Source organism: Lysinibacillus capsici (genome assembly GCF_003367505.1).
GTDB classification, from domain to species: domain Bacteria; phylum Bacillota; class Bacilli; order Bacillales_A; family Planococcaceae; genus Lysinibacillus; species Lysinibacillus capsici.
On sequence record NZ_PXXX01000011.1, the window covers coordinates 315,972 to 336,622 of the forward strand.

Here is a 20,651-nt window from a genome sequence, read left to right on the forward strand (position 1 = left end):
CATGAAAGTTTAACTTTCGTCTGTTTCTCCTTTAAAACCTATGATATAGGTTCTGCGATACTCTAATTTGTTAGGTAGCCAACCCAGTTTATGACGTAACATAAATGGTTTCATAAAAACATACCCCTTTATTATAAATTCATATAATTTACTGACAGCCCATATTGACTTTTGTACTTCCTCCATCAACCTCAAATACTCCTATTGTGCAATAATCAAACCGAACCATATTTTCAAATATTACCTAATCATGTTATCCTTTTGTAAGTTATTACCTAAATATCAGGAGTTGTTATAAAATGAAAACACCTTCTAAAATTGGACATATCATATTTGTTTTAGGCATCTTATCGCTTTCAATCGGATCAGCGAGATTAACAGGTGCCCTAGAATACAATTCATTTATTTCAAATAAATCTGTTGCAATACTTTTCATTGCTATAGGGGTTTCTGTTATGTTCATTTCATTCTTTGTAAAACCTCTAAAAGTTAAATAACTTTACAGAACAATATCTTTTAAATATCTAACTCCAATTGACCTGTTATTTCTTGTACATGATCATTCCAAGCAATTTGATAATTACTTGCTATCAGAGTTAGCTGGAACAAATTTAAAAGCCTCTAACAGTCGAAGGGATAGTTGCAAACTACGTTTTAAAAAGACCATTAACGATATAACCAGTACTCATATTATTTTATAAGTGACCTGACTTTACTGAGAAAGTGAATTAATATCTTTATTACGAATATGAACAACTCCTGTATTACTAACTTTTATATTCACTTCTGTAATGCCTCTTTTTAAAATATGTTCTATTGCATATCTAATCTCCCATTCTTTAACTTGACCAAGATCATTTGAAATACTAGCATGGCTGGATTTCTTATTTTCACTATGAATAATGACTGTCCCTTCACATTCATATACCTTTACAACACCTCCCATAAAACCAGAAGCAATAGTTACAACATCGACTCTTTCTTTTGTTATATCTCGAAATGCTTTAGTTGGAAAATTATATATTTTCGCCATTTTGACCTCTCCTTCTACGGAACGTTTGTTTGTATTTATATTAGAACAAACATTCGCTCTTTAGCAAGGAGAAATTTATGAAAATAAAAAAACTTTGTTATATGATAGTGATTAAATTCCTTCTTCTAAATACTATAAGAACTAAGATTTAAAATATTAAAAACAAAAAAGTCCAGGCTCATAATTAATTGAGTACCTGGCTTTTTTGTCGTCGGAGTATTGCTTTTTTAGATTAACACTTCAACCTGTACAACTTCTGAACAAACTATCATTAAATCTCGGATAATTTTGTTGTTATGCTTTCATTGTTATAGACTATCTTCTAACTTAATAAATCTGCAATTTCACGGACTGCTATACCTTGAGTTGTTACACCTCTATTTACTAAGATGTCCTGAAACAATAAATCTATTAGCATCTGCATTATGAAAAGCAATTAGGTTATTTTTATTCTGTTTTAGACGTTTAGAGATTTTGACCTCATAAAATGTTGCAGGAACGCGCTCTAAAAATTTTTCTCATAATTTCAGTTTTTACCAAACCAACTAATAATATCAGATACCGTTGATTTTATATACAATAAATTGTTGGATACTTATATACAAAATTTTTTGAAAGAATAGGTACACAAAGAGTAAGAAGCTTGAAAAACAAGTGTAAATCAAGGACATAACGTTACATCTATTGGAAATATTATTTATTTATGCTATATTTTTATAATGAATATAGGTATATTTACGCAAGAATTATTGACTACTAATATATAAATGGATTAAATACTTATACTCTATTGAAAAATTTTTATTCAGGAAGCAAACTTCACTTGGCCAGGGAAGATAATCTATTTGACTACAGTGTACAAAATAGTTGCTGTGCATTAATTCAAACACAAAGGGAGAGGGTACAAATGAATCTTAAAGAAACAATAGAAGTATTAAACAACGTAATATCCGAGAATAGTGAACTGATTAAAAACGAAGAATCTACAAAACAATTTCTTGTTTTACCATTACTTAAAGGGTTAGGTTACGATACCTATAGCCCCCAAGAAGTTACTCCAGAATTCACAGCTGATTTTCATAAAAAAAATGAAAAAGTAGATTATGCTATTTCTATCAATGGGCAACCTCGAATTTTTATTGAGGCAAAATCGATCAATACGAAAATCAATAAAAGTGCCCCACAATTAAGTAGATATTTCAGTACATTTCCAAGTGTTAAATTAGGGATTTTAACAAACGGAATTGAGTATCACTTTTTTACTGATTTAAATAACTCAAATATAATGGATTCTAAGCCCTTTTTTATCTTCAATATTATAAATCATAATGAAGAAGATTTTGAAAATCTGATTAAGTTTTCTAAAAATCTGTATGATGAAGAAACCGTAAAAACACTTGCCGAATCGCTAATATATTTTCAATCATTTAAATCTGTAATTAAAGAAATTTTTGAATCCCCAAATGATGATTTTATCAAATTTGTTATTAAAGAACGGTTTAAATTTAAGGTAACTCAGCAGTTTATAAACACCTCTCGCCCTTTAATAGTGAAGAGTATTCAAGAGGCAATATCTGAAGTAATTAGTGAAAAATTTAATATAGATACTTCACGATCTTCTCAAGAGATTGCCAGTACTAGTATAGAAGGTATTACAAAAGAAGAGAAAAAGGTTTACTACACTCAGGATGAAATTGATTCACTAGGGAAATTTGAAGAGTTTGAGGGAGTAACAATTGTATTACCCAATCCAGATTCTTACATAAAATTATTGAAGTTAACATCAGAAGAATACTCAGTTGAAAAAGGTAACCCATTAAGTGATTTCTTTATTTCTTCCGTTGTAACCCAGGGTTCTATGATTGTTGGATATTTAGTTGGTCAGTATGTTAATCAAATGGAAGATATAAAACTATATACCGTTAAATCTAACGAAATAGCAAGGTTTTTGGATGAAAACCCTATTCTCAAAGAGACAGGTTTTATTAACGCCCGATTAGGTTCTCGATTAAATAAAAAGAATAATGAAACAACATACTTCTTAAAAAGTTGTCTAAATAACCTTTCGTTTAGAGATATACCTAACCTTATTTCTAGAATAGAAGACACAGAGAAGTTTTTTTAAAGCGCCATATTAGTAATACTACTCATTTATTAATCAGAAGTTACACTAAAAAATAGAATAAGTTATATAGATGGTTGTTTAATAACAAAAAAGTAAAAAACATCTGATTTATAATTTATAATAATACAAGAACTTCAACGTTTCCACCTGGACAAATTTATCATGTTGAATGGGATGGAGATTTTAAATACGCAGGATACCTAACAAGATTTGATTATGCATACGATCCTGATGCAGGTATTTACTTTGCAACATATAAAGGAAATATTACAATTCAATAAAATTGAATAAACACCTAATCCCCTAGAGTTTTAATAAAGCATAACTAAGCATCCTGGTCACTTTTAATAGAAGTGACCTTTTTCTTTCGATTAATCCTCGGTAAACTTAATTAATTGTCTACCTTCTCCTCGCTAGTACGCTTTTGATGTCATGTAAAACTTGATTAATTTATCATCAATCTTGAATTGTTTGTCGTTTATCACTTTGTACAATGCATATTCAGCTGCTATTGACTCCCCACTTTCTTTTCAGTAGTCCAAAGAGCAATTTTCGCATTTTTTTAAGTAGTTTCTTTACAAATCATTAGTAAATTGCCATCTAAATCTTTGAACACAAAATAAAAATTATCCTGAATCTCTGTAACCAGTTCAACATTATTTTCTTTCATAAATTGATATGAAGCTTCAATATCATCGGTCAAAAGCTGAATTGACGGAACTTGGTAAGTGGTAATATCACCATCTTCTTTTCTCCACTTTGGCATGGAATCTAAAATTAATCCAGCGGTACCTTTCATGGGTACCACGAATAAATGTCCAAAATATTCTTCTCCCCCTTCCAAATCAAGTATTTTTCTGTACCATTCTTTTGCTTTCTCTAGGTTACGAACTGGAACAAATACACCGCCGATTCTGTTTTTTATTGGTGATTTATAATCATGGCTAGTCACAAATACATCCTCCTTACTAATTTATTTCTACTTCTATTTCAACGTGATATTCTACTATTCCTTCTTGCACACCTTCTCGATAAGTTGAAGAAACAACACTTTTAGAAATAACTAAATAGAAGAGCTTAAAATATTGTTTCTCACCTACAGACGTTCGTTTCAAACGTTCAATTAGAACGTCAAACAGCTTTAATTATTAGTACATTCTTTTCCTTTATTTTCTAAACACATCGTTAAAACCAGCAATTTTCTTCTTTATTTTTCTCTAAAAGGTGCTTTATTTTATTATCTATATTTAATAAAACCTGTTTAATTTGTTTAAGCTGATGTTCTCTTTGTAACATCTGCTCATACTTTTCTTGGAATATAACTTTTATTTCAAGTAGATTTTGTATTTCTTCTTTTGTCAGTTTTTTATTTTGATCAATATTTCCCGACCAATCAAAAAGCATTTTGATTTCTTGGAGAGAAAATCCCGTTTGTTTAAGTTTAAGAATTGCTTCCACTATATCAATGTCTTTCTTGTTATAATAGCGGTGCTTATTTTTAATTTCCGGTTGCAATAAATTCATTTTTTCATAATAACGAATAGTATCTTTACTAAGACCAGTACATATTGCAAATTCACCAATTTTCATTAAAATCTCCTTCTATAATATAAATTTATAAACCATTAGGGCAATTATACAATGGAAAATGAAACGAATGATATGATGGCTGAAAGTAATTCGTCCATTTGTTAACCTCCCTTCTATAACTGCTAGTATATGTAACAAGATAAATGCAATTATCAGTAATATAAATAACCAACCTTTGCTTGGTATCCATAATATTAAGAGAATACTAATTGATATGATAACAAATATAAATGTTCGTACTTCAAATCCAACTTCTTTCCATTTTTTTATCCCTGCCACCCCTATTAAAACCGCATATAACACAATTAGTATAGTTGTCAAAATTACCATCCCATCACTCCATTCTTTGATTTCATTCATCTTAAAAGATGGAGCCGACTCCATGTCAACAGATAAGAAATAGTTCCATTAAGCTCAAGTATCTTAATCTTCCTCACGAAACGCCCTAGTCTAGCCCTTGACATTTCAAAGTAAAAGAAAAGCCTCCATTTAGGAACCTCCCTAAATGTTTTTTTAATCGCTTAATTAGTACAACCGTGCTAAAATAAATACATGAGTAAAAAAAATAAAACAACTAATCAAAAAGAAATGTCATTTATTGAAAAAGCTCGTAGAACTCAAATTGTGGAATGTGCTATTGAAACCATTGCAGAGGTGGGTTACGCTCAAGCTTCTTTAGGTCAAATTGCAAAACGTGCACAAATCAGTAAGGGGGTTATCTCCTATCACTTTGCAAGTAAGGGGGAATTGTTAGAGCAAGTAATTTATGATTACTATATGGCATGTCAAGCTTATACTGCTCCTCTAATCGAACATCAAAAATCTCCTATAGATATGCTTAGCATTTATATTGAATCAAACCTTAGATTCATAGATGAAAATCGGCAACATGTTTTCGCTGTCATTGAAATTGTTTCTAATGAAAGAACTGCTGATGGCAAACTTCGATTTGCGGCGGATCATGATGATACTATTTTTCTTCCCATTGAAAACATACTTACACTGGGAATGCATGCGGGTGTCTTCCGCGAATTCACCAAATTGGCTTCAAGAGTTATGGCGTTAACGATACGAAATTCCATTGACGGATTCACTATTGAATTAATGAGAAATCCCCAGTTAAATGTTGAGGAATATACGAGAGAACTAATTACAATATTCGTTAAATCAACTAAAAAATAATATGTCAGAAAACTTGAGGAGGATAGCTATGCATTACTATGAGGTAATTTGTTCTAGTTGTAGGAATAAATTCAGAGTATACGAGGGATCACTGAGATTTAGACAGTTAAAGGAAAGAACCGATAAGATTTTTCGTTGCGAAGAATGTTATAGCAAAATTCGTATGGATGCTATTAAAAATTTCTTTAGATAGCTCCTTCAGCCGATCTTGAGAATAATAAAAGGGATTACAAGTTAAATAAGTATAAAGCCCAGGCTCAAAATTAATGAGTATCTGGGCTTTGTGGAATCATTTAGTTCTATCTCTACTTACAACTATGCTATCGTCAGTCGTTTCTCAAAACAAATTCTATCATTTTCTTATGCCTATCCATGTTTGCATTAAGAATTTGCTGCTGACATTCTACTTTGAACACAAAACCTTTGCAAAAATAAAAAGCCATCAAGAATCAGGAACAACTACTACTGCCCAACTCGATTGCACTCAAAGCATTTAAAAAGAACACCTATGTTAGGTGCTCTTCCGATCATTTTTTCTTGTTTAAATCATCTGGATAAACTATCGTGTTAATTACATCTCCATTTGATTCATCTTTAAAAATTACTTTGACTTTATAATCCTTTTCATCCACACCATTAAATAATTGATAGTACATACCTGTTAAAGCTAGCCCCAATGAGGCCATGGTGTCAAGACTATTATCAAATTCTTCTTTGTTTACAGATAAAGTGAATTCTGAAAAAGACTTGTCATAGGTTACATCTTTAATAGATTTGAACTCTTCACTTGCTTTAAGCTCTTCTACACTTGCTAGAATGCCTTCTTTTAAACCTTTCATCATTTCTTTATGTTCTGTTTCAGACATTTTATAAGTTAAAGAACCATCATCATTCTTACTGACTTCCTTCATCCCACTGCTTTTTGCCTTTGAAATAACAGAATCAATGTCCTGACCCTCAAAAAATAGAGCTGGAATAGTTACTTCTACATCTCCACCATCTTTGCTACCTTTTTCCTGACCCTCACTACAACCAGAGATCAAAACACCTACTAATATAAATAATGGTAGTATCCATTTTCTTGCCATTAAATCTCCTCCTCATACACCAATATACAGAATATGAAGAGATTACACTATACTTTATTAACATAAAGCTCTATTTCTTAACCGCTTCTATACATGAAAAATCATTTCTTTTTTGAGAAACTGATTTTTTATCGTTATCTTAATGTGTTTGGTGAAGTTCCACATCATATAAATAAAATCTATTTCTTACTTAGTGTTCAGTGCTTAATTTTATAAAATTCAACACGAACTTTGATATAATCAATCATGCGTTGTTTTACATTTCTTTTTCTTTACATTTTCTTCAACAAAGGTTGTGATGAATTTTTATGTTTGCAGTACTTTTGGCTATAAGTATTGGAGCTATTCTTGCTGTGCAAACAGCCATTAATGCTCAATTAAGAAAGTTTGTGATTTCTCCTTTTTTAGCTTCAATGATTTCCTTCGCTGTTGGTGTCATCTTCTTAACTATTACATTAGTAAGTAGTGGTTCATCACTGGGGATTCCATTAGATTTATTGTTGAACCAACCTATCTATATATGGTTGGGGGGAATTGGTGGCGCTATTGCGATAACTACTAACATTCTCTTGTTTCCTAAATTGGGAAGTGTGCAAACAACTATCCTACCGATCTTTGGAATGACTCTCATGAGTATGTTCATCGATCATAATGGCTGGTTTAATGCAACACAATATTCCTTTGGATGGAATCGAATCTTTGGCATATTACTAGTCTTACTAGGCGTCCTTTTAGCTACAGCTATACGAAGCAAGAAAAATGAACAGTATTCTCCCCAAACAAATAAGGAGAATGTGCGGAATCTATGGATTTGGCGCATAGTAGGGATTCTAGCAGGGATGTTACTAGCTATCCAAATCGCTGTTAATGGACAATTAGGAAAAGTTCTTCACTCTTCTTCTCATGCTGCCCTTGTTTCATTCTTTGTTGGTACTATTACCTTGATTATAATTGTTGGGTTAAAAGATCGATCTTACACAAGTATTAAAGAGCCTTTTAAACAAGCTGCTCCTTGGTGGATATGGATTGGCGGGATCTTAGGAGGATCTTATGTTCTCATCAATGTATTTCTTGTCAATCAAATTGGAAATGGCCAAACTGTAGTTCTTGCTTTATTCGGTCAAATCACTGGTAGCTTGCTGGTACAGCAATTCGGATTGTTTAACTCGCTAAAGAATCGAATTCAACCATTACAAATAATTGGTTTAATGGTGATGATAGCCGGTGTATTTTTAATCAGGATATTTTAAATAATTTTCTTTGCTAATCTTGATCGATGAAATGAAACTCTTTTTCAAGAATGGATGCGACATTTCCCTAAAACATAAAACCAGAGTTCATCTACAAAATGTAGCATAAACTCTGGTGACAATGGTGGTCTAACTTTATTTTATGAATTGCCTCATGATTATTTCTTCGCCGATACGTCCTATTAGCCTTTCATTCGTATCTTCAAACCCTACTTTTACATATAGTTTCTGTGCTGGAATATTATCTTTGTCTACAACTAAAACAATTTCATCGCAATTTGGAAATTCTGCTTTAACAAACTCAACTAGTAATGTCATTCCTTGTTTTGCATAGCCCTTCCCTTGTTCTGTATGATTAATTGATAATGCAGATAATAGCATCGCATTTCTATTCGTAGAATATTTCTTAACTCGTTCATTTGCATTTAGGAGAAAGAAACCAACAGGTGTATTTTCACTTAGAATTACAATGCGATGCTGTCCTTCATTAATTTCCTCAAAATTACTCGGCAGTGCAGAAAATTGTTTTTGCTCTTCAGTAAGTACAAAAGCGTTCAGTCCTTGCATATATTCACTTGAAAAATGTTTTAATTCAACCTTCTTCAGTTTTTCCATTACATAATTCTCCATTCACTTTTTCTATACTTTACCACTTTATTAGGTTGTGGTCATTCATTTATTTGAAATTTCGAAAAACAACACGTTCGTTAGATAAATAAATCACGTAAAAAATGCCCAGGCTCAACATTAATTTGAGTACCTAGGCTTTGGTGTTACTTAGTATATTCATCCTAATACCGTTTTTGGATTTGCCGCTAACACTCTACTGGCTTCATGTTGTACTTTTGTTAGCAATGTATGTAATCTTTACTTGATTTCGTTCACTAACACTGCAGTATTTGGAGCAACAATCGTTTCAATGCCCGAAGCTTTGTAGCTAACTCGAATTGAGTCGTTGCTTTTATATAAATGGAAAGTATCCGAACTAAAAACAAATTCCCCGTTCTCATCTAAAACCGGTGAATAAGTGATATCATAATGGAACTTTATGTCCTTTGCATCGGCTGGCATATCTGGTTCAGGTTGATAATCCTCAGGAACTTCCGTTGTAACGTATCTAAAAAATAGTTGTATGTCGTTATCATCTATTTTTTTCCAAAGGTCATATGTATTTCCTTGCGTCTTCATACCATCAAAATAAGTTGTTTCCTTTTCTTTATCAGTAAGGGGCAGATAAGGAACGGCCGCTTTTGCTAATTCCGTTATTTTTATTCTTTTCGTTTCTTTCCCTACGGCATTATAAACCAATAGTATTTTGTCTATACTTCCAAACAAATCATCTCTTTTTCCAACGAGAAGATGATTTTGAAAGGTTAAAAACACCTCATCAGTTTGCAAATTTACATTATATTGATTTACAACTTTATTCATCTCTTTATTCATTAAATGTTCTTCAAGGATATATTTTAAATTTCCAAATCCCAATAAAGGAATTATTGCTGAGATGATCATGCTTAAAAACAACAAACCAAATTTTTTGGATAAACTAATCTTATTTTTAATAAAGATGATTGGCATACCCACCGCAAAAGTAAAACCTAATAAGCCAACATATGCAAAAAATTGCATCAACCCTAATTCATCTATTTCGTACATATTAATATATACACACACACCAAGTAGAGCGATAGCGATTATTCGTATCAATTGATTTTTCATAAAATACTTCCCTTCCTTTTACAAACCCTCTAAAAGCTATGGTCGCACTAAGAAAAGTTCGGATAATTTCTCTACAATAGTTTCTTTATTCTCAATTATCAGCTCTGTTTTTCCTTTCTTTATTACGTAAGGACTGCCATTTCTGCTCCTATATTTTATTTTGACTACTTTTTTAATTGTCCCTAAGTTTAGACCTATGTACCATTTTTTAAAGCTTGTAATGACTAACTAGCTTTCTATTCCAATTCCATCGAATACTTTACCTATCAAATCTTAACAATGTCTCACCTAATTTTATATATGTAATATTTTCCTTTTTCGTAATGGAAGGAGCATTACTTTTAGAAATGTGCAACTAACTAATATCATTATTGTTGGAGGAGACTGGAATAGTTCATAAGACATTTTTCTTACTTTATCGTATATTGTTTATTTTGTAATCGTACTTTTCTTAACTTATTGTATCCAATGGGTGACTGTGCTTTTTATGGGAGGTATTCGATTTACAGCTGCAGAAAGTTATCCAGGGGATTTGAGTAGTATTTCTTTAGTTATATGGAGCTTCTTATTTTCTTGCATTCATTTTGTTATTTTAACAATGTATTTATTTCTTCATCATTTAGTGTTGTCTCTCTTTAAAATTAGGTTTCAAAGCAAGATAGCATTTTTGTTTAATACTTTTGTGACTGTTTAATTTTCTATTACTTAAAATCATTTTTATAGTACGTATCAGCAAGATAACTCGTTACTTATGAATAATACTACTCTTTAGGATCAATATTACAGGTGTGTCTCTACAATCTCTAGACACCAAGTATTTAAATCTCAATGGATTACTTTCTCTTGGATATTGTTACAGGGAGAGTGGCAACCATTAATATTAACCCTAGATAGAGAGGATATTTTAAACATTCATTCGTTAAATACCCCAATAAATAAGGCATACCTATTAAGGCCATTACTACTCCAATTACAAACAAACCCATTTCAATTTTTCTAATCATATTTTTCTCCTATCCCTTAACATTTCTTATTCATTTCTCCCTACAACCAGAGAAGCTTAATCTAAGAAGCTTCTTTAAAATAAAAGACACCCCTCAGAAATAAGGAATGTCTAACTTTTTATCTATACACATCTAACAGATTTAACAAATATCTTTCTAATTCATTAATCGCAAACAAAACTTCCTTATGAAGTCTATCCTCGACGACGCTATCATCATTAAAGACCTCTAAGTATTTATTCACTTCTACAAAGAATTTTTCATACTCCTGTAAAAACTTATCAATCGTTTGATCACCAGGTGTTACAGATAAATAAATTGTTTTAAATAAATTAAAATCACTATACGCATTACTTAAAAAATAGATAGCCAGTATTCTATCGCTATTAATATACAATTTCACAAAAGATAGATTTTGCTTCAATTTTTTCAATGCATTGATAAGATTGTTCGTTTGCTTCAACATATTTGCCGTATTACTATACATCTGATAATCACCTCCATCTTTATAATAAGCAGAAAACCAACAAATTGGAATAATTTTCTGCAAATTACTAGCTGAAAACTTCCTTTACAATACAATTAAGTCGAAATATTAATTAATAATGCTAAATGTATGACAGAAAGGACCCCCATTGGATAAATAATGGATCTTGAAAAGCTATTTTTAAATTCATTTCGAGGATGCCTTTCAAAAAATAAATGCAGGATTGCATGAATGATAAAGAATAGATCAAGGACCCAAAAAATGATGGTTTGATACTGACTGAAAAGTAAGGAAAGGATTAATACGTATAGAAACAGGTGAATAAAAGTGAATACTTTATAAGCCTTTGAATCTTCCATATCTTTAAGTATTATAAACAATCGCCACTCAGAGCATCTTATTGCATCCATTTCGTGCAAAAGAAATAAAGAAAAGTTAAATAAAAAAAGAACGAGTAATAAATCAGGCATATAAAACCTCCTACAGACTATATACCAAATATTACTATAAAACAACTTTCGAAATACTAAGTAAACATGCCTAAATATGTCGATTTGTAGGCATATGGAGGCTTTCATTCTTTCCCTTATATTAAGCAACATAACCTTTTTACTTCATTCATTTTTGCATAAAGACATTTAAATCCATCTTACATTCAGCTCCCAATGAAATTTTATCAAGTGCACCATTCTAAAATTGTCCACTTTCCTTGAGTAATCTTCTAGAAGTAAACAAAAGCACACAATCAGAAGACTTTTCGTTGATAAATACTATGTGTAATCCCCCAAGAAATAATATAGATTAGCATAATAAAAAACGTCGCCCCTGTATATAAAACCGTAACGGATGTATTATCAACAAAATCAATAATTGTTGTTAAGTGTTCATTCATATACAATGCAATTGGTCGTGAAATCCAAGTTAAGAGGATAAAGCTAATAAGTATAACCGTTGTAATATAACCCTGTTTAAATATCTGAAATAATGGGAAGGTAAGCGCAGCAAATAGTAAGAATAAGCCACTACCAATGGCAATGTCAGATACCGTAAAATGTTTATTGAAAGCTAGCAGCGCTAGACTTGTAACACCTATGGATAAAATCATATAGACAATCGCTCCAAGATAGCGGGATGCGATAATTTCTGTACGTGTGTATGGCAAGGAGTTTAATAATATATTCGTCTCAACTTTTTCATCGTATGCATACGTGTTAAAGGGAATAAAAATACTGGCGACCAGAAAAATTAAAACGGGTGGTGCCCCCAACAAAATAAAAACTAAGATAAAAGGAATAAAAAGCAATAGCTGCCTTTTCTGTAGTATGACATCGCGTTTAATTAAGTTAAGCATGATGGATGCCTCCTTTAAAGTAATACATGATATCTTCCAGAGAGGCACGTTCAATAATAACTGTGTCTCCAAAAATATTTTTCGCTGCTTTAATATTATCCGTTAATGCTTCAAATCCTGTGGATGCACGATGAACATGAACAAATGCTTTTTCAGTGTCTCTATCAAGTAGATTCAACTCACCTTTAACGAGCGCATAGTTTTCAGCTACATCGTGTATAGATTGATTAAATACTAATTCCCCTTTCTGTATAAAAGCTATGTAATCTGCGATACGATCTAAATCAGTTGTAATGTGCGTAGAAAAGAAAATAGTGCGATTGCCATCAACCATTAATTCCTGTAATAGATCTAACAGCTCCCGTCTAAAAATGGGATCTAATCCTGCTGTCGGCTCATCCATAATGATTAGCTCTGCCTGATGTGAGAGGGCTATTGCTAATGAAGCCTTCATTTGCATCCCTTTAGAAAATGTTTTTATTGCTTTGTTAAGTGGTAATTCGAATTGTTCTACGTATTGATAAAATATTGTATCGTCCCAGCGTTTGTAAGCAGGTGCAACTATACGTTTTATATCTTTTAAGTTCAACCCTTCAAAAAATATATTGCCATCGTATACAAACCCAATGCGCTGCTTAATCTCCTTCTCATGCGTCTTGTAGTCTAATCCGAAAAGCTTTACTTCTCCAGCATCTGGCCTTAATAGATTCATCATCGTTTTTATCGTTGTAGACTTACCAGCTCCATTTGCTCCAATGAAACCCGTTACAAAGCCTCGCTTTACCTGTAAATTTATATGATTTACGGAAAAGCCCTTGAACCTCTTTGTGACATTCTTTAATTCGACTACATTTTCCATCCCTTTCACTCCTCGTATAAAATCTTCAATAATTCCTTTAACTCATCAAGTGACAGGCCTATTTCTCTGCTATTCGCAATGACCGCACTTAGCTGTTCCTCAATAACCTTCAGCTTCTTTTCCCGTATAACCTCCAAATTTTGCTCCGCTACAAAAGATCCTTTACCAACAATGGAATAGATAAAGCCCGCCTTCTCCAATTCTTCATAAGCGCGTTTTGTCGTTATTACACTAATTTGTAAATCCTTTGCGAGGTTACGCATGGAGGGTATTGCTGTGCCCTCCTGTAGTTCACCTGCTAAAATAAGTGATTTAATTTGATTCGTAATTTGTTCATAAATTGGCTCCTTTGAACTGTTCGAAATAATTATTTGCATGCCAATCCCTCTTCTTTATTTTTTTGAGAATATCGTTGAAATAATATTCCCTAGTGCTGCAATCAGTATAGCAATAACATGGATTGTGATGAACATATTAAAAAAAGGAAAGGAATAAGGCGTTATCCATTCGGTGAAAAGCCTCGAATCCAAAATCCATCTTCCCATTCTGGCAACTAAATTATTACTATCGTTCATGTTCGGCTCAAGAGCAGTGCCATCGACCGCGATAAAGATCAATTGAACAATTAAAAATATACCAATAGTGATGATCCATCGTTTTAACAGATTACTTTCATCCGCTTTTTCAGTGCCTATCACTTAAACAATTCCCCCACAAATTTATTATATTGTATATATACTATATAAACATTATATACACAAATAAAAAATTTGTTCAACCACTTTTTTTAAAAAGGAAATTTTATACCATGAAAAGATCTATGACATTCAAATACAAAGAAGGAGCCTGTTTTGATAGCTATTATCAAAACAGGCCCCTATTAACAACTTGCCATTCATTGTGTCTTGTCATTCAAATATGTTCATTCTACAGTTGCAATCTGATAATTTATGATATAATGAATCATCTGACTAAATTGGCAAGACAATGGCTGTAGCGTGTGACGACGCTGCGGCTTTTTCTTTGTTTTTTCCTTACGTGATTAATTTAAATACTTACCCTGCTTGGGTAGTGCGATTTGTTCAAAATCATCGACTAGTTTTTTTAAGTTGCTTGTCAGTTCTTCGCCCTTCATAGGTAATCCGTGCCCTGTGATGGCAACTGAAGGTTTTAGTATTGCTAATTTTTCGATAGATGCTCGAGCAGCCAGCCAATCTGTTGTAAAATATTGAGGGGGACCACTGATTTCTTTTGTCTGCGTAATCACCTTATAAAGAGATTCTTGTTTGACCGTAACAAATGCATCTCCAGCAATAAGCACCTTATCCTTCTCACGGAATAAAGATATATGCCCTGGTGAATGGCCTGGCGTATGAATCCATCGGAAACCTGCCATAAATGGAACACTACCATCAGAAGGTAAAACTTTGAGGTTACCACCTAAATTTATAGCTTCATTTGGAAAAATAGGTGACATTTTAGCAACCAAGCCGTTATTTACCGTTGGATCAGGCTCGGGATAATTTTGTTTTCCAGATAAAAAGGGTATTTCCAATGTATGCGCATAGACAGGAACATCCCACCGCTCTATTAATTCTATGATTCCTCCGACATGATCAAAATGACCGTGAGTCAGTATGATTGCCTTCGGTCGAGCCTTAGAACCATAACGTTCTTCAACAACTGAAATGATCTCATCCGCACTTTTGGGCATCCCCGCATCTATTAGCACAAAATCTTTCATCTGCGGTTCACCATAAAGTACAATATTTACAATTTGAATCGTGTATTGATATAAATCAGGTAATATGTCTATACCTACACCGCTTCCAACAGAAGTTGCTGGGATAAATTTATAATCTTCCCCGTAATTCAAATTCTTGTCCATTTTAAATCATCTTCTTTCAATTAAGTCATTGGAGGTTCAAGCATAAACTATATGGAAATGCCACAACCATTGATGATGGCATACTTACCTTCTTATTTCTTTTCTTTTTTATTGAAGGGCTGTTCTTTCTGTTGCTCTTGTTGCTCTTTTACTGCTTCTAATTCTTCAGGATTAAATTCCATTGCTATTTCTTCTTGCTCTACTTCATTCTTTTGCTTTTCTTTTGTCAAAACACTCACCTCCAATATGCTTTAAAGTGGCCTTTCTTAAGAAAATCTATACTTTTCACTTTTTCAAAGCTACATTAAACGTATAACTAAACAAAAAACATCCATTCTATAAGTGCGTAGTGTTTCACTACTTAAAGAGCTGCAGAGATTTCTTTCTCTGTGGCTTCTTTTAATTTTTACATTAAAAATTTTATTAAAAGTGAATTTTACTTATTTTTTCAGCCATACTAACATGGCTTTAATGGCGAAAAATAAGAAAAGGATGTGTACAGATGGGTATTCTTGGTGGAAATCCAAAAGATGAACCGTTGCATTATGGTGAGGTATTTAGTGTTTGGTCGGGTTTAATTGCAGACTATGGCATGATTTCTGGCTATCAAACGTTTTATAATCATGCTGGTGATGAAGATCTTAAAAAAATTATTGAAGATATCATCGAAACATGCAGGGAAGAAGTAAAGCAATTAGAAAAAATTCTAAAAACAAACGGGATTGCACTACCTCCTGCATCACCCGAGAGACCTGTAGCAAGACTGGAAGATATTCCTCCAGGTGCAAAGTTTAATGATCCAGAAATAAGCGCTGCCCTAAGTGCTGACCTAGCAGCTGGATTAGTTGCATGTAGTCAGGCAATGGGTACTTCTACTCGTGAAGATATCGCATTAATGTTTGGGCAATTCCATATGGCTAAAGCTCAACTTGGTGCAAAGCTTTTACGTTTAAACAAAAATAAAGGCTGGCTTGTACCACCACCATTACATGTTAATTATCCTGAAAAATAAAGATTCCCTTAATTTAGTACTGTACTCATTGACACGTAATCAGAAATTTCGAGGCACTTTAGGGGTAGATTGAACACAGTCCTGGCCTGAAAGATAAAATATTTTTAGCTGTAGCGTTTGTAGACGCTGCAGCTTTTCGAATGTATAAATAGACTATAATTGTATCGCACATTTCAACACACTTCATAGGCTGTGACGTTGGTTGACCATCATAGTCTTATTTTTATTTTAAAGGCAATAAACTATGCACAATGAGTTAACTTTTCATATAAATAGTAGTGTTAAGCTAATCTAGTTTAACATGTACCTCCCGAATTGTTACTTAGGGTCACTTTCAGCCGAGTGACCCTTAAATATTTATTCATTTATATAAACTTCGTTTTAAAGGAGATTATTTTGCCTGAAGCTTTCTATACTTTACATATTCTAGATTTTCGAAAGGAGGGACTTTCATATGGAATATGAAGTTTACGGTTCAAACTATGGCAAGCATGATAATTTATCATTCGCTCTAATTGTTGTCCTCTTTATTCTATTAATTATTGCTGGTGCTACTTTCTTATATCATTAATAATTACCTTCTATTATCCTCAAATATTCATGCTATGATCAAAGGGTCGTCTTCCACCCTGGTGACCCTTTTTTACTACTTACTTTGTTGCATAGAAGAATGTATGTAGGAAGTTTGTTGCTTAGTGTACTAATCTAATAAACAGTTCATAGAATATATCAAGCATAATTTGGGCTATAAATAACAAAGGAGAATGCCTATGAGCATTGATTTTATTACACTTGCCCCAACAGTCATGCAGGTGTTTAAAGCAGGAGATGCAAATCCCAAAAAAGTAAAGCGCATCGTTTATGGACAAGCTACCTCTGATGCAAATGGAATAGCCACATTATATTTTACAGACAATGCATTAGCGAATGGCAATGCTCTTTTATCTACTATTGACTATGCAGTGGCAAGTGTATACTCGACAAATCCAACGATAAACTTAAGACCGAGAGTTCAAATGAGAGAGAAGAATATTAGTGGGAAATATGTCTCTGCTAATATTACAAATATTAGTGGTGTGACAGTATTGGGAATTAATGTATTAGGATCGGAAAATCCAGTAAGTGGCGTGATTGTAGATTTTATGATTTTAGGTAGTTTTGATTTGTAAACAGATCATACTGAACAAACTCCCTCGTACATTCTTCTTGGTAAAACCTCATATCCTCACTTCTTTCATCGAGAATAGGCAAGGAACAAATGTATTTTGATTTGAAATGTAATGAGAAAAAAAATAAAGACAAAGTCGAAAAAATCGACTTTGTCTACTGAAACCACTCTATTTAAGAATGTTTTTCTTCATTTAAAAATTAAAGTTTAACGATGTTAGCAGCTTGTGGTCCACGTTGACCTTCTTCAACTGTGAATTCAACTTTTTGACCTTCTTCAAGTGATTTGAAACCTTCACCTTGGATAGCTGAGAAGTGAGCGAATACGTCTTGTCCGCCTTCTACTTCGATGAAACCAAAACCTTTTTCTGCGTTAAACCATTTTACTGTACCTTGTGTCATTTAAATGACCTCCAATAATGTTATTAAATAAAATCATACTACTTCCAAAGAAAAAAATTCACATATTACAAAAAGTAACTAACAAAACACGATTACTCTTTGTAATATGTGAATTTATTATTTCTTTAAGAAAGATTCTATTACATACAGTATATGATAAAAAATCGTATTAGTCCAGTGAAAAGTGAATTTTTTTATCAATGAAGGCTAAAACCTGCACGTACAACCATTTTTAAAGGTTAAAATTAGTCATTTCACCGCCATTAAGTAGCTAGAGGCAATTGTTTTTGTATTTCAATAGCGACATTCCTTCCCCTCATTAATCCGTATATTTTTTGAAGCTGAATATTACATTTTAGGACTTATTTGCCCTTTGCATCCTTAGGCTCTACATGGACATGCACTTCATAAACCCCTTGCTCTTCCACCATATTTTTTTCAACAACCGAAGCAACATCATGCGCTTTCGTGATATCTAACTTTGCATCTACAAGTATAACGACATCAATTACCTCATTATTCCCATAATTTCTTCCTCTGATTTCTTTCAATCCTTTAACGCCATCTATTTTTAAAATAATCTCTTTGTATGTTTGAAGAATTTTCTCATCAAATCCATCCGATAGTTCATGAGAGGCTTCCTTGAAAATCTCCCAAGCAGTTTTACAAATGATGAAACCTACGACAATCGCAGTACCCGTATCTAACCAAGGCATATGTAGTTGTGACCCTAAAATTCCTACAGCGGTTCCAATACTTACCCAAGCGTCTGACAAATTATCTTTAGCTGCAGCCATAACGGCTTTACTATTGATTTTTTTAGCCAATTGTTTGTTGTAACGATAGACTAAATACATCACCAATGCTGATCCTATCCCTACATAGGCTGCGACCATATCCGGCGATTCTTTTCCACCTTGAAAAATGGAAGAAAACCCACCGACCAATACTTGAATACCAACGGCCATCATAATAAATGAAGCGACCATTGATGCAATGGTTTCACTTTTCCAATGACCATAGCGATGATCATGATCTGCTGGTTTTTGTGAAAGCTTTAGTCCAATAAGTACTGCAATAGAGGCAATAATATCTGTCGTATTATTCAAACCATCCGCTTTTAAAGCTTCTGAACCACTCAAGTAACCAATGCCAACTTTTATGATGGATAAAATTATATAAGCAATAATACTGATAATGGCACCACGTTCACCTAATTTAAGATTATTATATCTTTCTGCTTCCAATTCACTTACCTCCCACTTACGTACATCATCATCATAACAACCCAACATCGAGTGGGTCTACAGCAACCTTTTTGCCTTGCTATACATAAGTAGGAGGACTATAAAAGTGTTGATGTGGGGAAAAAATAAAGCCCTTAGGAAGATACGCTGTCACTGGTTTAAAGCCTAGAAATTATTATACTAACCGAATAAAATAGTAGTGTATCTGTTCTTTAAGATTTTTTCCTCCAACGAACACACCTAACAAACCTTGGTCATTTCCAATTTCGGGAGTGACCCTTTTTACGTACATATAAGCACGTAGAAAAGCCTCGCCACAACTGTAGCAAGGCTTTTAATCAATTATCCTCGTAAAAATCCGCCCTCTGAGTGGATTATTTGACCAGTTATCCATGTAGCCTCCTCGCTAGCAAGAAAGCTAATCACCTTGGCCACATCCACTGGTGTCCCAATCCGCCCCATTGGAAATTTGGGTAACAGATAACTTCTAATCTCATCATTCATCCATGTAGAATCTGTTGGCCCTGGATTGACAGCATTGACGGTAATGCCCAGCGGTGCTAGCTCCTGTGCTAATGATCTAGTAAAGGATGAAATTGCCCCTTTCGTTGCCACATAGGCTAGCTCTCCCATCATAGGACCTAAATCTTGACCAGAAGTCATATTAATAATTCTCCCTGAGTTTAAATTAGCTTTTTCAAAAAGACGTGCAAATTCCACACAAAGTAGTAGGGTTGACCTTATATTCACCGCGTAATGCTCGTCTAATGTTTGAGCATCTAATGCTAGATAACCATCTTGTGCTGAATGGGCAGCATTATTCACTAAAATGGAAGGTACACCCATTTTTTCGAAAACCGTTTGGAGTATCGTTTTTGGAGCTTGGGAATCTGATAAATCAATCGACAATTCTTCACATGAAACACCCTTACTCAAAATTTCCTGTTTGAATTCTCCTATCCACTTACGATCAGCATGCCAGTGTGTGAAAAAAACATTAACACCATCCATAGCCAATCTTCTACAAATAGCTGTTCCAATATCTTGAGGGTGGCTTGCACCCGTAATGATTGCTATTTTATGTTGTGTTTTATTCATTTCTTTTTACCCCCATGGTTATTGAGATTACTAATAAAAAAAGAGCATCACCATAATGGTCCGCTCCGTTTTTAGAAATCAAAACCCTTACACTGCACTTCTTTGAAAATGACCATCATACCTTGACACACACCTATAAAGGAAAAAGA

At 33.2% G+C, this 20,651-nt stretch carries 27 protein-coding genes; 8 read left to right on the forward strand and 19 right to left on the reverse strand.

Annotated features, from left to right (window positions below):
- Positions 1-9: 9 nt before the first annotated feature.
- Positions 10-186 carry a hypothetical protein gene (locus C7B89_RS23245; protein ID WP_231595621.1) on the reverse strand — a complete coding sequence of 59 codons (177 nt, stop codon included), beginning with the start codon at positions 184-186 and terminating at the stop codon, positions 10-12.
- A 113-nt stretch (positions 187-299) separates the two neighbouring features.
- On the opposite strand from C7B89_RS23245, the gene C7B89_RS10690 reads away from it, so the two are divergent.
- On the forward strand, positions 300-497 hold the full coding sequence (locus C7B89_RS10690; RefSeq protein WP_048392664.1) for a hypothetical protein: 198 nt from the start codon (positions 300-302) through the stop codon (positions 495-497).
- Between the two features lie 215 nt (positions 498-712).
- On the opposite strand, the gene C7B89_RS10695 is transcribed toward C7B89_RS10690, so the two are convergent.
- Complete coding sequence (locus C7B89_RS10695) at positions 713-1,033, reverse strand: DUF1827 family protein (RefSeq protein ID WP_048392662.1); 321 nt, start codon at positions 1,031-1,033, stop codon at positions 713-715.
- 907 nt (positions 1,034-1,940) lie between these two features.
- Here C7B89_RS10695 and C7B89_RS10700 point away from each other — a divergent pair.
- Positions 1,941-3,158 (forward strand): type I restriction endonuclease, encoded by a 1,218-nt coding sequence (locus C7B89_RS10700; RefSeq protein ID WP_103118236.1) that lies wholly within the window; start codon positions 1,941-1,943, stop codon positions 3,156-3,158.
- Between the two features lie 562 nt (positions 3,159-3,720).
- On the opposite strand, the gene C7B89_RS10705 is transcribed toward C7B89_RS10700, so the two are convergent.
- Both C7B89_RS10705 and C7B89_RS10710 read right to left on the reverse strand, forming a co-directional pair.
- Entirely contained in the window at positions 3,721-4,110 is a 390-nt protein-coding gene (locus C7B89_RS10705; protein ID WP_054550263.1) for a VOC family protein, read from the reverse strand.
- 233 nt (positions 4,111-4,343) lie between these two features.
- Positions 4,344-4,748, reverse strand: coding sequence for a helix-turn-helix domain-containing protein (locus C7B89_RS10710; RefSeq protein ID WP_054550264.1), 405 nt, complete (start codon positions 4,746-4,748; stop codon positions 4,344-4,346).
- A gap of 552 nt (positions 4,749-5,300) precedes the next feature.
- Between C7B89_RS10710 and C7B89_RS10720 the strand changes: the two genes are divergently transcribed.
- Positions 5,301-5,930 (forward strand): TetR/AcrR family transcriptional regulator, encoded by a 630-nt coding sequence (locus C7B89_RS10720; protein ID WP_054550266.1) that lies wholly within the window; start codon positions 5,301-5,303, stop codon positions 5,928-5,930.
- A 28-nt stretch (positions 5,931-5,958) separates the two neighbouring features.
- On the forward strand, positions 5,959-6,123 hold the full coding sequence (locus tag C7B89_RS23250) for a DUF2197 domain-containing protein (protein WP_066037314.1): 165 nt from the start codon (positions 5,959-5,961) through the stop codon (positions 6,121-6,123).
- A gap of 334 nt (positions 6,124-6,457) precedes the next feature.
- Here C7B89_RS23250 and C7B89_RS10730 read toward each other — a convergent pair whose 3' ends face one another.
- The gene (locus C7B89_RS10730) at positions 6,458-7,018 is read right to left on the reverse strand and encodes a hypothetical protein (RefSeq protein WP_054550267.1); all 561 of its coding nucleotides are present in this window, start codon (positions 7,016-7,018) and stop codon (positions 6,458-6,460) included.
- A gap of 308 nt (positions 7,019-7,326) precedes the next feature.
- Here C7B89_RS10730 and C7B89_RS10735 point away from each other — a divergent pair, with 308 nt between their 5' ends.
- Positions 7,327-8,268 (forward strand): DMT family transporter, encoded by a 942-nt coding sequence (locus tag C7B89_RS10735; RefSeq protein ID WP_115673686.1) that lies wholly within the window; start codon positions 7,327-7,329, stop codon positions 8,266-8,268.
- 135 nt (positions 8,269-8,403) lie between these two features.
- On the opposite strand, the gene C7B89_RS10740 is transcribed toward C7B89_RS10735, so the two are convergent.
- The 11 genes from C7B89_RS10740 to C7B89_RS22920 all read right to left on the reverse strand — a co-directional run bounded on the left by C7B89_RS10740 (position 8,404) and on the right by C7B89_RS22920 (position 15,806).
- Complete coding sequence (locus C7B89_RS10740; RefSeq protein ID WP_054550269.1) at positions 8,404-8,883, reverse strand: GNAT family N-acetyltransferase; 480 nt, start codon at positions 8,881-8,883, stop codon at positions 8,404-8,406.
- Between the two features lie 252 nt (positions 8,884-9,135).
- Positions 9,136-9,987, reverse strand: coding sequence for a hypothetical protein (locus C7B89_RS10745; RefSeq protein WP_115673687.1), 852 nt, complete (start codon positions 9,985-9,987; stop codon positions 9,136-9,138).
- 833 nt (positions 9,988-10,820) lie between these two features.
- Complete coding sequence (locus C7B89_RS23060) at positions 10,821-10,991, reverse strand: hypothetical protein (protein ID WP_167444828.1); 171 nt, start codon at positions 10,989-10,991, stop codon at positions 10,821-10,823.
- A gap of 118 nt (positions 10,992-11,109) precedes the next feature.
- Positions 11,110-11,478 carry a hypothetical protein gene (locus tag C7B89_RS10750; RefSeq protein WP_048392639.1) on the reverse strand — a complete coding sequence of 123 codons (369 nt, stop codon included), beginning with the start codon at positions 11,476-11,478 and terminating at the stop codon, positions 11,110-11,112.
- A gap of 95 nt (positions 11,479-11,573) precedes the next feature.
- Positions 11,574-11,948, reverse strand: a complete 375-nt coding sequence (locus tag C7B89_RS10755; RefSeq protein ID WP_066037310.1) for a DUF6713 family protein — start codon at positions 11,946-11,948, stop codon at positions 11,574-11,576.
- A 275-nt stretch (positions 11,949-12,223) separates the two neighbouring features.
- Positions 12,224-12,829 carry an ABC-2 transporter permease gene (locus C7B89_RS10760; RefSeq protein ID WP_115673688.1) on the reverse strand — a complete coding sequence of 202 codons (606 nt, stop codon included), beginning with the start codon at positions 12,827-12,829 and terminating at the stop codon, positions 12,224-12,226.
- Positions 12,822-13,688: an ABC transporter ATP-binding protein gene (locus C7B89_RS10765; protein ID WP_115673689.1), complete on the reverse strand. Its 867-nt coding sequence runs from the start codon at positions 13,686-13,688 to the stop codon at positions 12,822-12,824. Before C7B89_RS10765 ends, C7B89_RS10760 begins: the two co-directional genes overlap by 8 nt.
- 5 nt (positions 13,689-13,693) lie before the next feature.
- On the reverse strand, positions 13,694-14,065 hold the full coding sequence (locus tag C7B89_RS10770; protein ID WP_004225203.1) for a GntR family transcriptional regulator: 372 nt from the start codon (positions 14,063-14,065) through the stop codon (positions 13,694-13,696).
- 15 nt (positions 14,066-14,080) lie between these two features.
- Positions 14,081-14,386 (reverse strand): YfzA family protein, encoded by a 306-nt coding sequence (locus C7B89_RS10775; protein WP_048392629.1) that lies wholly within the window; start codon positions 14,384-14,386, stop codon positions 14,081-14,083.
- A 344-nt stretch (positions 14,387-14,730) separates the two neighbouring features.
- Entirely contained in the window at positions 14,731-15,576 is an 846-nt protein-coding gene (locus C7B89_RS10780; RefSeq protein ID WP_115673690.1) for an MBL fold metallo-hydrolase, read from the reverse strand.
- 92 nt (positions 15,577-15,668) lie between these two features.
- Positions 15,669-15,806 (reverse strand): hypothetical protein, encoded by a 138-nt coding sequence (locus tag C7B89_RS22920; RefSeq protein WP_158539190.1) that lies wholly within the window; start codon positions 15,804-15,806, stop codon positions 15,669-15,671.
- 272 nt (positions 15,807-16,078) lie between these two features.
- On the opposite strand from C7B89_RS22920, the gene C7B89_RS10785 reads away from it, so the two are divergent.
- The 3 genes from C7B89_RS10785 to C7B89_RS10795 all read left to right on the forward strand — a co-directional run bounded on the left by C7B89_RS10785 (position 16,079) and on the right by C7B89_RS10795 (position 17,757).
- Entirely contained in the window at positions 16,079-16,588 is a 510-nt protein-coding gene (locus C7B89_RS10785; protein WP_048392625.1) for a DUF3231 family protein, read from the forward strand.
- Positions 16,589-17,042: 454 nt separating this feature from the next.
- The gene (locus tag C7B89_RS10790; RefSeq protein ID WP_115673691.1) at positions 17,043-17,159 is read left to right on the forward strand and encodes a YjcZ family sporulation protein; all 117 of its coding nucleotides are present in this window, start codon (positions 17,043-17,045) and stop codon (positions 17,157-17,159) included.
- Between the two features lie 199 nt (positions 17,160-17,358).
- Positions 17,359-17,757, forward strand: a complete 399-nt coding sequence (locus C7B89_RS10795; RefSeq protein ID WP_115673692.1) for a hypothetical protein — start codon at positions 17,359-17,361, stop codon at positions 17,755-17,757.
- A gap of 199 nt (positions 17,758-17,956) precedes the next feature.
- Here the strand turns inward: C7B89_RS10795 and C7B89_RS10800 are convergent, their stop codons facing one another.
- From C7B89_RS10800 to C7B89_RS10810, 3 genes are all read right to left on the reverse strand, one after another.
- Complete coding sequence (locus tag C7B89_RS10800) at positions 17,957-18,157, reverse strand: cold-shock protein (protein ID WP_004225195.1); 201 nt, start codon at positions 18,155-18,157, stop codon at positions 17,957-17,959.
- Positions 18,158-18,519: 362 nt separating this feature from the next.
- A complete protein-coding gene (locus C7B89_RS10805) occupies positions 18,520-19,404 on the reverse strand; it encodes a cation diffusion facilitator family transporter (RefSeq protein ID WP_103118246.1) in 885 nt (294 codons plus the stop codon).
- Between the two features lie 342 nt (positions 19,405-19,746).
- Positions 19,747-20,502, reverse strand: coding sequence for an SDR family oxidoreductase (locus C7B89_RS10810; RefSeq protein ID WP_115673693.1), 756 nt, complete (start codon positions 20,500-20,502; stop codon positions 19,747-19,749).
- Between the last annotated feature and the right edge of the window lie 149 nt (positions 20,503-20,651).

Bases quoted from the DNA above. Each gene is read 5' to 3' on its own strand.
- C7B89_RS10695 (WP_048392662.1), bottom strand. From the start codon at position 1,033: ATGGCGAAAATATATAATTTTCCAACTAAAGCATTTCGAGATATAACA.
- C7B89_RS10785 (WP_048392625.1), top strand. From the start codon at position 16,079: ATGGGTATTCTTGGTGGAAATCCAAAAGATGAACCGTTGCATTATGGT.
- C7B89_RS10800 (WP_004225195.1), bottom strand. From the start codon at position 18,157: ATGACACAAGGTACAGTAAAATGGTTTAACGCAGAAAAAGGTTTTGGT.
- C7B89_RS10760 (WP_115673688.1), bottom strand. From the start codon at position 12,829: ATGCTTAACTTAATTAAACGCGATGTCATACTACAGAAAAGGCAGCTA.
- C7B89_RS10810 (WP_115673693.1), bottom strand. From the start codon at position 20,502: ATGAATAAAACACAACATAAAATAGCAATCATTACGGGTGCAAGCCAC.
- C7B89_RS23060 (WP_167444828.1), bottom strand. From the start codon at position 10,991: ATGATTAGAAAAATTGAAATGGGTTTGTTTGTAATTGGAGTAGTAATG.
- C7B89_RS10770 (WP_004225203.1), bottom strand. From the start codon at position 14,065: ATGCAAATAATTATTTCGAACAGTTCAAAGGAGCCAATTTATGAACAA.
- C7B89_RS10755 (WP_066037310.1), bottom strand. From the start codon at position 11,948: ATGCCTGATTTATTACTCGTTCTTTTTTTATTTAACTTTTCTTTATTT.
- C7B89_RS10745 (WP_115673687.1), bottom strand. From the start codon at position 9,987: ATGAAAAATCAATTGATACGAATAATCGCTATCGCTCTACTTGGTGTG.
- C7B89_RS10780 (WP_115673690.1), bottom strand. From the start codon at position 15,576: ATGGACAAGAATTTGAATTACGGGGAAGATTATAAATTTATCCCAGCA.
- C7B89_RS10730 (WP_054550267.1), bottom strand. From the start codon at position 7,018: ATGGCAAGAAAATGGATACTACCATTATTTATATTAGTAGGTGTTTTG.
- C7B89_RS10710 (WP_054550264.1), bottom strand. From the start codon at position 4,748: ATGAAAATTGGTGAATTTGCAATATGTACTGGTCTTAGTAAAGATACT.
- C7B89_RS10765 (WP_115673689.1), bottom strand. From the start codon at position 13,688: ATGGAAAATGTAGTCGAATTAAAGAATGTCACAAAGAGGTTCAAGGGC.
- C7B89_RS10690 (WP_048392664.1), top strand. From the start codon at position 300: ATGAAAACACCTTCTAAAATTGGACATATCATATTTGTTTTAGGCATC.
- C7B89_RS10700 (WP_103118236.1), top strand. From the start codon at position 1,941: ATGAATCTTAAAGAAACAATAGAAGTATTAAACAACGTAATATCCGAG.
- C7B89_RS10720 (WP_054550266.1), top strand. From the start codon at position 5,301: ATGAGTAAAAAAAATAAAACAACTAATCAAAAAGAAATGTCATTTATT.
- C7B89_RS10750 (WP_048392639.1), bottom strand. From the start codon at position 11,478: ATGTATAGTAATACGGCAAATATGTTGAAGCAAACGAACAATCTTATC.
- C7B89_RS10740 (WP_054550269.1), bottom strand. From the start codon at position 8,883: ATGGAAAAACTGAAGAAGGTTGAATTAAAACATTTTTCAAGTGAATAT.
- C7B89_RS23250 (WP_066037314.1), top strand. From the start codon at position 5,959: ATGCATTACTATGAGGTAATTTGTTCTAGTTGTAGGAATAAATTCAGA.
- C7B89_RS10795 (WP_115673692.1), top strand. From the start codon at position 17,359: ATGAGCATTGATTTTATTACACTTGCCCCAACAGTCATGCAGGTGTTT.
- C7B89_RS23245 (WP_231595621.1), bottom strand. From the start codon at position 186: ATGGAGGAAGTACAAAAGTCAATATGGGCTGTCAGTAAATTATATGAA.
- C7B89_RS10790 (WP_115673691.1), top strand. From the start codon at position 17,043: ATGGAATATGAAGTTTACGGTTCAAACTATGGCAAGCATGATAATTTA.
- C7B89_RS10735 (WP_115673686.1), top strand. From the start codon at position 7,327: ATGTTTGCAGTACTTTTGGCTATAAGTATTGGAGCTATTCTTGCTGTG.